We start from the raw sequence: 12,650 nt of genomic DNA, 5'->3' as shown, positions 1-12,650 counted from the left end.
TTTCAGGAGGCTCCCCCGGAGTATTTCCGGCCAGATGATAAAGAGCGGGCTCTCTCATCTGGCCAAAAATACTCTCTCGCCGAAGGCGTCGGGGGCAGCCTTCGCCAAGATCACATGTGGATCGGGCCGTCTCCGCAGGCGAGGGCGGCTTCACGCACCGCTTCGGAGAAGGTCGGGTGGGCGTGGCATGTCAGGGCCAGATCCTCGGCGGAACCTCCGTATTCCATGGTGACACAGATCTCGTGGATGAGATCGCCTGCCGAGGGGCCGATGATCGAGCAGCCCAGAATGCGGTCGGTTTCCTTGTCAGCGAGGATCTTGACGAACCCGTCGGTGGAGAGGACCGCCTTGGCGCGGGCATTGCCCATCCACGAGAACTTGCCGACCTTGTAGGCGCGGCCCTCTTCCTTGAGCTGCTCTTCGGTCTTGCCGACCGAGGCGACCTCGGGGTGGGTATAGATCACGCCGGGGATCACGTCGTAGTTCACGTGACCCGCCTTGCCGGCGATGACCTCGGCGACGGCCATGCCTTCATCTTCGGCCTTGTGGGCCAGCATCGGGCCGGGGATCGCGTCGCCGATGGCATAGATGCCTTTGACTGAGGTCGCCCAGTGACCATCGGTCTTGATGACGCCGCGTTCGGTCAGTTCGACGCCAAGATCGGCAAGGCCGAGGCCGTCGGTATAGGCGCGCCGGCCGGTGGCGACCAGGACGACATCGGCGTCAAGCTGGTGTTCACTGTCGTCCTTGCGGGCCTTGTAGGTCAGCTTGGCCTTGGTCCTTGTGGTTTCGACACCCTGCACGGCGGCGCCCATGATGAAGTTCATGCCTTGTTTCGCGAGGATTTTCTGCAGGTTCTTCTGCACTTCGCCGTCCATGCCGGGGGTGATCTTGTCGAGGAATTCGATCACCGTCACCTCGGCGCCGAGGCGGGCATAGACCGATCCCATTTCAAGGCCGATGACGCCGGCACCGACAACGATCATTTTCTTGGGGATTTTCGGCAGTTCAAGGGCGCCGGTAGAATCGACGACGATCCCGGCGGCGTTGTCGATCTCGATCCCCGGCAGGGACGAGGGGACGGAGCCGGAGGCGACGATGATGTTCTTGGCGTCGTAGGTGTCCTCACCGACCTTGACCTTGCCGGCTTCGGGGATGGAGGCCCAGCCCTTGATCCAGTCGATCTTGTTCTTCTTGAACAGAAATTCGATGCCCTTGGTATTGGAATCCACCACCGACTGCTTGAATTCCTTCATCACCGGCCAGTCGACAGAGGGGGATTTGCCCTTGAGGCCCATGGTTGCGAAGTTGTGTTCCGCCTCATGTAGTTGGTGGGTGGCATGCAGCAGTGCCTTGGAGGGGATGCAGCCCACGTTGAGGCAAGTGCCGCCGAGGGTTTCGCGGCCTTCGACGCAGGCGGTCTTGAGGCCGAGCTGGGCACAGCGGATAGCGGCAACATAGCCGCCGGGGCCTGCGCCGATGACGATCACATCATATTGGGACATTGGGGTCTCCTTGGTCTTGTTCGGCGTCTCTAGCACGTCGGGTTGTGTCGGGATGAGGCTTCAGGGCGGGCGAAGGTATTGGGGCGCTGCCCCCGAGCGGCAGGCCGCTCTCCCCCGGGATATTTGAAACAGGGAAACGATTGGTGGGGCATCGTTTGGTGGGGCTGGGTCATGTCAGGCTGGCCAGGATCATCAGGGCGGTGGCGAGAAGGCCGATGAGCCAGATGAACGAGCGCCAGGGCATCCAGCCGAAGGCATAGGCGGGCACGTAGAGGATGCGGGCGGCGAGGTAGGTCCAGGCGCAGGTCTGGGTGAAGACCGAGCTGTTGCCCGAAAGCGTGACCGTGACGACCGCGAGGGTGAAGAGGATCAGGCCTTCGAAATGGTTCGACATGGCGCGGTGAAGGCGGCCGGTGATCGGGCGGACCTGTTCCATCAGCGGTTTGCCGAGGCGGTCCGGGTCGCGGGGCGAGAGGGTCTTGCCCGGACCGAGTTCGAGGTTGGCTGGGATCGCCATGGCGGCGATCTGCAGGACCTGGAGCAGGCCGGCGAGTGCGAGGACGCGGATTTCCTGGGGTAGGGAGACGAGGTCGGTCATCAGATGAAGGCCGCCAGGTACATGGCGATCGTCGAGATGAAGCCGACCGTGTAGATCAGCGACCGCCAGGGGGCCCAGCCGTAGGCGTAGGCCGGGATATAGAGCGCGCGCGCCGCGACATAGAGGAAGGCGCAGGCAGCCGAGAAGCCGTTGGCGTTGCCCGAGAGCAGGACGACGACCACGGCACCGATGAACAGCGGGAAATTTTCGGTATGATTGGCGAGCGCGCGGCGCAGCCGGCTGGTCCGCTGCGAGAGCGGCGGCAAGTCATCCCGGGGCGAGGCATTGCCATCCGGGCCGACGTCCTTTGTCAGCAGGGCCTGGGACCAGCCGACGAGGGCGACATGTTCCAGCGCCACAAGGGCGAGGGCGATGAGTTCGGGGGGCATGGCCATGCTCAGAGCGTCTCCAGCAGGTGATGTTCGCAAGGGGCCTGTCCGAGGCTGCCGGACGTAGCAAGCCAGGCCTTGGCCCGCGCTGTATCGCTCAGCGAAAACAAGGCCCAGTGGCTGCCGGCGCCTTCGCGCCACAGTTGCAGCTGGGTCAACCCGGCAGCGGCGCGGGATTCGGCCCCGGCGTCATGGGCGGCGGGATCGAAAGTGTCGTATCGCAAAAGCAGTTGCTGGGTCATGGGCGTGGCCTCCGGTCAGCTTGCGTCATGGTAGGTGACGTCTTCGAAGCGGTCGACCGGAAAGGTAAAGTGGACTTCCATCCTGTCCACCGCGTGAAAGCCATGCGGGCAGCCTGCGGGGATGAAGACCATGTCGCCGGTTTCCAGTTTCAGTTCCTCGTCGCCCAGTTGCACATGACCGCACCCGGAAAGAACGTAGATCGTTTCCGCGACCTGGTGGGTATGGGGGGCCTCTTCGCTGTCCGGGGCCATGTAGAAGATCCCATGGCACAGATTGGCAGAGGGCACGGTGTCGGCGTCGATCAGCAACCGGTATTGCATGCCCGGGACGCCGGGCATGTCGAGAAGATCGGTCGAGCGGTCGGTGATATGCGTGGGGCTCTGGGACATTGGCCGGAAACTCTCTGGCGGTGATGGGCCGCCGGGGCGTGGATGGATCTGCCGCAGGCGGTGGGGTGGTCGGCCCGTATCGGGCCGACCGGTCGGTTCTTACAGGTCCATCAGCAGGCGACGGGGGTCTTCCAGCGCTTCCTTGACGCGCACGAGGAAGGTCACGGCGCCCTTGCCGTCGACGATGCGGTGATCGTAGCTGAGCGCGAGGTACATCATCGGGCGGATCACGACCTGCCCCTTGATGGCCATCGGACGGTCCTGGATCTTGTGCATGCCGAGGATGCCCGACTGCGGCGGGTTCAGGATCGGCGAGGACATCAGCGAGCCGTAGACACCACCGTTGGAGATGGTGAAGGTGCCGCCCTGCATTTCCGCCATCGACAGCTTGCCGTCACGGGCGCGGGCGCCTTTTTCGGCAATGGCCTTTTCGATTTCGGCGAAGGACATCTGGTCGGCGTCGCGGATAACGGGAACCACAAGGCCAGTGGGCGTGCCGGCGGCAATGCCCATGTGGACGAAGTTCTTGTAAACCACATCGGTGCCGTCGATTTCGGCGTTGACGTCCGGGACCTCTTTCAGGGCGTGGATACAGGCCTTGGTGAAGAAGGACATGAAGCCGAGCTTTACGCCGTGTTTCTTCAGGAACAGGTCCTTGTATTCGTTCCGCAGGGCCATGACCTCGGTCATGTCGACCTCGTTGTAGGTCGTCAGCATGGCCGCGGTGTTCTGGCTTTCCTTCAGGCGGCGCGCGATGGTCTGGCGCAGGCGGGTCATCTTCACCCGTTCTTCGCGCGAGGCATCGTCGGCAGAGACCGGCGCGCGCGGGGCGGCGGCGGCGGGAGCAGGAGCGGATTTCGCCGCCGACAGCGCCTTGGCCACGTCGTCCTTCATGATGCGACCGTCCTTGCCGGTGCCGGTGACCTGATCCGCGGAAAGACCCGCTTCGGCCATCGCCTTCTTGGCCGAGGGCGCGTCTTCCACGTCCTTGCCGCCGCTCTTGGCAGGGGTGGCCTCGGCCTTGGGGGCGTCTTCCTTGGGCGCGGTGGCTGCACCACCCTCGCCGGTGGTCATTTCGGCCAGTTGCCCGCCGGCTTCGACGGTAGAGCCTTCGGCGGCGAGGATCTTGGTCATGGTGCCGGCGGCCGGTGCCGGGACTTCGACGGAGACCTTGTCGGTTTCCAGCTCGCACAGCATCTCGTCTGCGGCAAAGCTTTCGCCTTCTTTCTTGAACCAGGTGGCCACGGTGGCTTCGGTCACGGACTCACCCAAGGTGGGGACCATGATGGGCATGGTTTCCCCGCCCGACGCGGCAGGCGCTTCGGAGGTTTCGGCCTGGGCCGAGGATTTGGGTTTCACTTCTTCGGGGCCGGCGTTGCCGGCTTCCGAGATATTGCCGAGCAGGGCATCGACGCCGACGGTATCGCCTTCCTTGGCGACGATTTCTGCAAGGGTGCCAGCGGCCGGTGCGGGGACCTCGACGGTCACCTTGTCGGTTTCCAGCTCGCACAGCATTTCATCGACGGCCACGGTGTCACCGGGTTTCTTGAACCAGGTTGCGACGGTGGCTTCGGTGACGCTTTCGCCCAGGGTGGGGACACGGATTTCGGTGCTCATGGGTCCTTAGTTTCCTTCGATGGTCAGCGCCTCGTCGACGAGGGCGGCTTGCTGTGCTTTGTGCTGGGAGGCCAGGCCGGTGGCCGGAGAGGCCGAGGCGGAACGGCCCACGTAGCGCGGGCGGGAATGCTTGGCACCGATGCGGCCGAGCACCCATTCGAGATTGGGTTCGACGAAGGTCCAGGCGCCCTGGTTCTTCGGTTCTTCCTGGCACCAGATGACTTCGGCGCCCTTGAAACGTTCAAGTTCCTTGACCAGCGTGATCGCCGGGAAAGGATAGAATTGTTCGAGACGCATCAGGTACACGTCGTCGATCCCGCGGGAATCGCGTTCTTCCAGAAGGTCATAGTAGACCTTGCCCGAAGAAATGACGACGCGCTTGATCTTGTCGTCCGCCACCAGGGTGGTGTCGGAATTGCCTTGCTGGGCGTCATCCCACAGAACCCGGTGGAAGCTGGAGCCGGTGGTGAATTCCTCGGCCCGGCTGACGGCCAGCTTGTGGCGCAGCAGGGATTTCGGGGTCATCAGCACCAGCGGCTTGCGGAAGGTCCGGTGCATCTGGCGGCGCAGGATGTGGAAGTAGTTCGCCGGGGTGGTGCAATTGGCGACGATCCAGTTGTCCTGCCCGCATTGCTGCAGGAAGCGTTCCAGACGCGCCGAGGAGTGCTCCGGCCCCTGGCCTTCGTAGCCATGCGGCAGCAGCATCACCAGGCCCGACATCCGCAGCCATTTGCTTTCACCCGAACTGATGAACTGATCGAACATGATCTGGGCGCCATTGGCGAAATCGCCGAACTGCGCTTCCCACATCACCAGGGCATTGGGCTCGGCCAGCGAATAGCCGTATTCAAAGCCCAGCACCGCGTATTCCGACAGCATCGAGTCGATGACTTCGTAGCGGGGCTGACCGGGTTTGACGTTGTTGAGCGGATAGTACCGCTCTTCCGTTTCCTGGTTGATGAAAGCCGAGTGGCGCTGAGAGAAGGTGCCGCGGGTCGAATCCTGACCCGCCAGACGGACAGGGTAGCCTTCGGCCAGCAGGGATCCGAAGGCCAGTGCCTCGCCCGTTGCCCAGTCGAAGCCTTCGCCGCTGTCCAGCATCTTCTGCTTGGAGTCCAGCAGCCGGCCCACGGTGCGGTGTAGCGGGAAACCGTCGGGGGCCGTGACCAGCGCCTTGCCGACCTCTGCCATCATCTCTTTCGAGATGGCGGTTTCTCCGCGCTGGTAGTCTTCCTTCTCGCGCTCGAAACCGGACCACTTGCCATCCAGCCAGTCGGCCTTGTTGGGCTTGTATTCCTTGCCGGCCTCGAATTCCTCGTTGAGGTGGGACTGGAAGGCGGCCTTCATGTCCTCGATCTCGCCCTCGGGGATGAGACCGTCCTTGACCAGCCGTTCGGTGTAGAGAGACAGGGTCGTCTTGTGACCCTTGATCTTCTTGTACATGATCGGGTTGGTGAACATCGGCTCATCGCCTTCGTTATGGCCGAAGCGGCGATAACAGAAGATGTCGATGACCACGTCCTTGTGGAACTTCTGGCGGTACTCCGTCGCCACCTTTGCGGCATGCACCACGGCTTCGGGATCGTCGCCGTTGACGTGGAAGATCGGCGCCTCGACCATCAGGGCAAGATCGGTGGGATAGGGGCTGGAGCGCGAGAAGTGCGGCGCGGTGGTAAAGCCGATCTGGTTGTTCACGATGATATGGATCGTGCCTCCGGTGCGGTGACCGACCAGCCCCGACAGGCCAAAGCATTCTGCCACGACGCCTTGACCGGCAAAGGCCGCATCGCCGTGCAGCAGGATCGGGATGACCGAAATCCGCTCTGCGTCGTTCAACTGGTTCTGTTTGGCGCGGGCCTTGCCCAGGACGACCGGGTTGACGGCCTCAAGGTGGCTGGGGTTGGCGGTCAGCGACAGGTGGACCTGATTGTCATCGAAGGTCCGGTCCGAAGACGCCCCGAGGTGGTATTTCACGTCGCCCGATCCATCGACATCCTCGGGCTTGTAGGAACCGCCCTGGAATTCATTGAAGATCGCGCGATAGGGTTTGGACATCACGTTGGCCAGCACCGACAGACGGCCCCGGTGGGGCATGCCGATGACGACTTCCTGTGCGCCCAGGTTGCCGCCCCGCTTGATGATCTGTTCCATCGCGGGGATCAGTGCCTCGCCCCCGTCCAGACCGAAACGCTTGGTGCCCATGTACTTGACATGCAGGAACTTTTCAAAGCCTTCGGCCTCGACCAGCTTGTTCAGGATGGCGCGGCGGCCTTCGCGGGTAAAGGTGATCTCCTTGCCGAAGCCTTCGATCCGCTCCTTCAGCCAGGCCGATTGCTCCGGGTCGGAAATATGCATGTATTGCAGCGCAAAGGTGCCGCAATAGGTGCGTTTCACGATGTCGACGATCTGGCGCATCGATGCGACCTGAAGGCCAAGGACATTGTCGATGAAGATCGGCCGGTCCATGTCCGCCGAGGTAAATCCGTAGGTGGCCGGATCAAGCTCGGGGTGGGGTTTCTCGTCCCGGCTGCCAAGCGGGTCTAGATCGGCAACCAGATGGCCGCGCACCCGGTAGGCGCGGATCAGCATCAGCGCGCGGATCGAATCCAGCACCGCGCGTTTCAGCGCCTCGTCGGAAACGGCGACGCCCTTTTCGGCGGCCTTGTCCTGGATCTTCTTCCCGGTGGATTTGGCCTCTGCGGGGGCCGGCCACATGCCGTCCAGCGCTGCGGTCAGGTCATCGTCTGCTGCCGGCGGCCAGTCGGCGCGCGCCCAGGACGGGCCCGCCGCCTCGGCGCGGGCGTCGGTTTCGCTGACACCCAACTGGCGGAAGAACTCGGCCCAGCCTTCATCGACCGAAGAGGGGTCGGCAGCCCAACGGGCCTGCAGCTGTTCGAGGTATTCGGCATTATGCCCCTGCATGAAGCTGGAAGCATGGAAAATGTCATTCGGGCTTTGTTCGGTCATTGCGAGACCTCGTTGGGGCTGTGGCCAAATGGGGCGGGGCCGGGTTGAAAGAGGGAAATCGGACGGGCGGCGGCGGATAGGCGCGGGCGGCAAACAGGGGGCGGATGGGCGCGGTCTGGTCTCATGCCGGGGGGACCTCCGTCTGAAGTGGGGCAGGGCCCCAGCGGTTGGGTCCGGGCTGGCTGGGGCGCGAGAGCCACCAGATCACCACCAGCGGAGAGACCAGCAGCACCAGGATGCAGAGCGCCAGCATCAGGCCGCCAAGCCCGCCGAACAGCGCCGTCACGATGTCGCCGGACAACAGCGCGTCGGTCGCGCCGACCAGGCCGCCGAACAGCACGCCGAAGGTCAGGGTGCCGAACATGACGATCATAGGATAGAACAGGAAGATGCCCGAGCGGCCGGTGTCATGCATCCGGCGCCAGCCTGCGGCAAGGATCGGAAACAGGGTCACGATGTTGAACAGGCTGCCAAGCGGGCCGTTGCCATAGCCTGCCGTCGCGCTGAGGCTGCCGGGGCTGGTCTGGCTGCTGGTCCGGAACCCGCCGGATCCGAACAGCGCATTGTCCAGCATGCCAAGGATGGCGCTGCACAGGATGACGAAAAGCATGAAGTACCAGTATTCGGGGCGGGCGGCCCGCCCCGAAAAGGTCACGTAATTGCGAAAGCAGGTTTTGATCGATTCAGCGAATCCCATGATCCTGCTTGCTCCGAAGGGGGCGGGGGAAAAGATCCCCCAACCCGGTTAACCGATGGCTTTAAGCACCGCTTCGCCAAGGCCCGCAGGGCTGTCGGCAACGACGATTCCGGCCGACTTCATGGCCTCGATCTTGTCTTCCGCGCCGCCCTTGCCGCCGGCAACGATAGCACCGGCGTGACCCATGCGGCGGCCCGGAGGCGCCGTACGGCCGGCGATGAAGCCCGCAGTGGGCTTCCAGCGGCCTTTTTTCTTCTCGTCCGCGAGGAATTGCGCGGCCTCTTCTTCGGCGGACCCGCCGATCTCGCCGATCATGATGATAGACTGGGTTTCGGGATCGGCCAGGAACATTTCGAGCACGTCGATGTGTTCGGTGCCCTTGATCGGGTCACCGCCGATGCCGACGGCGGTCGACTGGCCAAGGCCCGCGTCCGAGGTCTGCTTCACCGCTTCATAGGTCAGCGTGCCGGAACGCGACACGACGCCGACGGACCCACGCTTGTGGATATGGCCGGGCATGATGCCGATCTTGCAGGCGTCCGGCGTGATCACACCGGGGCAGTTCGGGCCGATCAGGCGCGATTTGGAGCCTTGCAGCGCCTTCTTCACCTTCATCATGTCGAGCACGGGAATGCCTTCGGTGATGCAGATGATCAGTTCCATCTCGGCGTCGATGGCTTCCAGGATGGAATCGGCCGCGAAGGGGGGCGGAACGTAGATCACGGTCGCATTGGCTGCGGTGATCTCACGTGCTTCGTGGACCGAGTTGAAGACCGGCAGGTCCAGGTGGGTCATGCCACCCTTGCCGGGCGTCACGCCGCCAACCATCTTGGTGCCGTAGGCGATGGCCTGTTCAGAGTGGAAGGTGCCTTGCGAGCCGGTGAAGCCCTGGCAGATCACCTTGGTGTTTTCATCTACGAGTACGGCCATTGGCGGCGTTCTCCTTGCTGGTTTCGCGGGCATGTCCCGCGTGAACTGAGAGGCGCGGGCGGTGCGGCCCGCGTGATTTCTTATCGGCCTTGGCGCAAGGCGGCGTTGGCATAGGCGTGGACGGTGTCCGCGAAGTCCTTCAGAGGGATGTCGATCATCTTGGTCGTGTAGGAGACCCCCTGGCCCTTGCGGATACTCAGCAGACGGCCCGCCCCGGTGGCACGCGCAGAGGCAAGCGCCTCTGGCGGGACATCAAGCCAGACGGCGGCATTCCTGCCGTCGACCGCCTTGCCCGAGCGGACGGCGCTGAGCGCGGTCCAGGGGATTTCATTCCGAAAGAGCTGACGATCCGAAAAGCCGGTTTGCGTCAGATAAAGCCCCTTCGGGCGGATCAACAAAAGCCGAAGGCCCCAGAGGATGGGCAGCAGCCCGATGACCATGAAGGCCGATCCGACGATCATCGCGGCCTCATCGCCTCCGCGTCCACGGAGGCTGATGAGACCGGAAGCGAAAAGACCGGAGATGCAGCAGACCACCAATCCGAAGATGATGGGCTGCCATCCGATGCCTTTTGTCTTGATGACCTTGCTTTCCACGCCGCTGTCTCCGTCAGCCCTTGACCGCTTTCACGATCTTCTCGGCGCCGTCGCTGAGATTGTCGGCGGCAATGACGTTCAGACCGGAGGTCGCGATGATCTCCTTGCCCTTCTCGACATTGGTGCCTTCCAGGCGGACGACCAGCGGGACCTGCAGGCCGACTTCCTTCACCGCGGCGATCACGCCTTCGGCGATGACGTCACAGCGCATGATGCCGCCAAAGATGTTCACCAGGATGCCTTTGACGTTGGGATCCGATGTGATGATCTTGAAGGCTTCGGTGACTTTCTCCTTGGTGGCGCCGCCGCCAACGTCGAGGAAGTTCGCCGGTTCCGCACCGTAGAGCTTGATGATGTCCATCGTCGCCATGGCCAGGCCTGCGCCGTTCACCATGCAGCCGATTTCACCGTCGAGCGCGATATAGTTCAGGTCGTACTTGGAGGCTTCCAGTTCCTTGGAATCCTCTTCCGTCTCGTCGCGCAGGGCGGCGATGTCGGCGTGGCGATACATCGCGTTGCCGTCAAAGCTCAGCTTGGCATCGAGAACCTTGAGGTTGCCGTCGGGCATGACGATCAGCGGATTGATCTCCAGCATCTCCATGTCCTTCTCGATGAAGGCACGGTAGAGATCACCGATCAGCTTGACGCATTGCTTCACCGCCTGGCCTTCAAGGCCGAGGGCAAAGGCAACGCGACGGCCGTGGAAGGGCGCAAAGCCGGTTGCCGGATCAACGGAGAAGCTGATGATCTTCTCGGGGGTCGATGCCGCGACTTCCTCGATGTCCATGCCGCCCTCGGTGGAGCAGACGATGGAAACGGCCGAGGTCTGACGATCGACCAGCAGCGCCAGGTAGAGTTCGGTCGAGATGTCGGAGCCGGCTTCGATGTAGATCCGGTTGACCTGCTTGCCGGCCGGACCGGTCTGGTGCGTCACCAGGGTCTTGCCAAGCATCTTCTTGGCTTCCTCGGCGGCTTCCTCGACCGACTTAGCCAGACGGACACCGCCCTTTTCGCCAGCCGTGGCTTCCTTGAAGGAGCCTTTGCCGCGACCACCGGCATGGATCTGCGCCTTGACGACCCAGAGCGGCCCGTCCAGTTCTCCAGCGGCGGTCTTGGCCTCGTCGGCCTTGGTGACCGGACGACCGTCCGACACCGGAGCGCCATATTCGCGAAGAATAGCCTTCGCCTGATACTCATGGATATTCATGAATCCATCCCTCGTTGCTACGATTGCCATCGGGTTTGGCACAGGTTTCATGACCGATGAACTGATTTTTGCCCCGGTAAGACAAATTTTGCCGATTTTCTTCGGTTTGTGATCACACGCTGATTTCGTGTGATCACATTTCGTCAAATCGCTGCAGGGCAGCGACCCAAACAGGCAGGCGGCGCCCTTGCCAAAGGCAGCAAGGGGGGTAGGCCCGCAGAATTTCAGGGGATTTTGAAGATCAGGTGAAGGCACTTGTGTCAAATGGCGACAATCCGAGTCGTTTCCGCGTCGCTGGCCCCGACATGCAAAAAGGGCCGGAGAAACCTCCGGCCCTTCTGTTCTGTCTGATCCGTGCTACCGCTCGCCGCCCGCAGGGGCACCCGGCTTGCCGGTCTTACGCCAGAGTGGAGTCGATACCCTTGCAGGCTTCGACCAGACCTTTGACGGCGTCGACGGATTTGTCGAACATCGCCTGCTCGTCCTTGGTCATCTTGATCTCGACCACCTTTTCGACACCACCGGCGCCGATGACGGTCGGCACGCCGACATACATGCCCTTAAGGCCAAGCGCGTTTTCCACGTAGGCGGCGCAGGGCAGGACGCGCTTCTGGTCTTTCAGATAGGCTTCGGCCATCTCGATCGCCGATGTGGCGGGGGCGTAGAAGGCAGAGCCGGTCTTCAGCAGGCCGACGATCTCGGCGCCGCCATCACGGGTGCGCTGGATGATCGCGTCCAGTTTTTCCTGCGTGGTCCAGCCCATTTCCACCAGATCGGGCAGGGGGATGCCGGCGACGGTGGAATAGCGCGACAGCGGCACCATGGTGTCGCCGTGGCCGCCCAACACGAAGGCGGTGACGTCCTTCATGGAAACGGCGAATTCTTCGGCCAGGAAATGGCGGAAGCGTGCGGAATCCAGCACACCGGCCATGCCGCAGACTTTCTCGTGCGGGAGGCCCGAGAATTCACGCAGCGCCCAGACCATCGCGTCGAGCGGGTTGGTGATGCAGATGACGAAAGCGTTGGGAGCGTTGTCGCGGATGCCTTCGCCAACGGACTTCATGACCTTCAGGTTGATGCCCAGCAGGTCGTCGCGGCTCATCCCCGGCTTGCGGGGGACGCCGGCGGTCACGATGCACACGTCGGCGCCCGCGATGTCGGCATAGGATTGCGTGCCCTTCAGCGAGGCATCGAATTTGGCCGAGGGGCCGGATTCGGCGATGTCGAGCGCCTTGCCCTCGGGGGTGCCTTCAGCGATGTCGAAAAGGACGACGTCCCCGAGTTCCTTCAGGGCTGCGAGATGGGCGAGCGTGCCGCCGATCTGGCCTGCGCCGATCAAAGCAATCTTGGGTCTGGCCATGAATATGTCTCCGGTCCGGTTATGAAACGTCGCCGGCAGGCGTAGGTCTTTTGCCGGGCGGACGCAAGTCTGCAGAGCGCGGATGGCCTTATGAGCGGACAGCAGAGACCGCTGATAAGGCTGATTTTTCATCAAAATTATGGGGATAGCCG

12 protein-coding genes are annotated in these 12,650 nt (G+C 62.9%); all 12 read right to left on the bottom strand.

All coding sequences use genetic code 11. From position 1 onward, the window contains the following. Positions 1-110: 110 nt before the first annotated feature. Positions 111-1,505 carry a dihydrolipoyl dehydrogenase gene (lpdA, locus tag PSAL_RS09590; protein WP_119838183.1) on the bottom strand — a complete coding sequence of 465 codons (1,395 nt, stop codon included), beginning with the start codon at positions 1,503-1,505 and terminating at the stop codon, positions 111-113. Between the two features lie 169 nt (positions 1,506-1,674). Then, a complete protein-coding gene (locus PSAL_RS09585; protein WP_119838182.1) occupies positions 1,675-2,103 on the bottom strand; it encodes an MAPEG family protein in 429 nt (142 codons plus the stop codon). After that, positions 2,103-2,498 (bottom strand): MAPEG family protein, encoded by a 396-nt coding sequence (locus tag PSAL_RS09580; protein WP_331274401.1) that lies wholly within the window; start codon positions 2,496-2,498, stop codon positions 2,103-2,105. The genes PSAL_RS09585 and PSAL_RS09580 overlap by 1 nt, the downstream gene beginning before the upstream one ends. 2 nt (positions 2,499-2,500) lie before the next feature. Then, positions 2,501-2,734 carry a hypothetical protein gene (locus PSAL_RS09575; protein ID WP_119838181.1) on the bottom strand — a complete coding sequence of 78 codons (234 nt, stop codon included), beginning with the start codon at positions 2,732-2,734 and terminating at the stop codon, positions 2,501-2,503. Between the two features lie 15 nt (positions 2,735-2,749). Beyond that, entirely contained in the window at positions 2,750-3,124 is a 375-nt protein-coding gene (locus PSAL_RS09570) for a cupin domain-containing protein (RefSeq protein WP_119838180.1), read from the bottom strand. A 99-nt stretch (positions 3,125-3,223) separates the two neighbouring features. Beyond that, positions 3,224-4,741, bottom strand: a complete 1,518-nt coding sequence (gene odhB / locus PSAL_RS09565) for a 2-oxoglutarate dehydrogenase complex dihydrolipoyllysine-residue succinyltransferase (RefSeq protein ID WP_119838179.1) — start codon at positions 4,739-4,741, stop codon at positions 3,224-3,226. A gap of 6 nt (positions 4,742-4,747) precedes the next feature. After that, positions 4,748-7,708, bottom strand: a complete 2,961-nt coding sequence (locus tag PSAL_RS09560; protein WP_119838178.1) for a 2-oxoglutarate dehydrogenase E1 component — start codon at positions 7,706-7,708, stop codon at positions 4,748-4,750. 121 nt (positions 7,709-7,829) lie between these two features. Next, positions 7,830-8,405 carry a DUF805 domain-containing protein gene (locus tag PSAL_RS09555; protein ID WP_119838177.1) on the bottom strand — a complete coding sequence of 192 codons (576 nt, stop codon included), beginning with the start codon at positions 8,403-8,405 and terminating at the stop codon, positions 7,830-7,832. 48 nt (positions 8,406-8,453) lie between these two features. Next, positions 8,454-9,335: a succinate--CoA ligase subunit alpha gene (gene sucD, locus PSAL_RS09550; protein WP_119838176.1), complete on the bottom strand. Its 882-nt coding sequence runs from the start codon at positions 9,333-9,335 to the stop codon at positions 8,454-8,456. 80 nt (positions 9,336-9,415) lie between these two features. After that, on the bottom strand, positions 9,416-9,931 hold the full coding sequence (locus PSAL_RS09545; RefSeq protein ID WP_119838175.1) for a hypothetical protein: 516 nt from the start codon (positions 9,929-9,931) through the stop codon (positions 9,416-9,418). A gap of 13 nt (positions 9,932-9,944) precedes the next feature. Further along, positions 9,945-11,138 (bottom strand): ADP-forming succinate--CoA ligase subunit beta, encoded by a 1,194-nt coding sequence (sucC, locus tag PSAL_RS09540; RefSeq protein ID WP_119838174.1) that lies wholly within the window; start codon positions 11,136-11,138, stop codon positions 9,945-9,947. A 397-nt stretch (positions 11,139-11,535) separates the two neighbouring features. Then, positions 11,536-12,498, bottom strand: coding sequence for a malate dehydrogenase (mdh, locus tag PSAL_RS09535; RefSeq protein ID WP_119838173.1), 963 nt, complete (start codon positions 12,496-12,498; stop codon positions 11,536-11,538). Positions 12,499-12,650: the final 152 nt, after the last annotated feature.

Origin of the sequence: Pseudooceanicola algae (assembly GCF_003590145.2) — a bacterium.
Classification (GTDB): Bacteria; Pseudomonadota; Alphaproteobacteria; order Rhodobacterales; family Rhodobacteraceae; genus Pseudooceanicola; species Pseudooceanicola algae.
The sequence above is the reverse complement of the archived record's forward strand: the minus strand, read 5'-3'. Positions and strand labels throughout refer to the sequence as shown.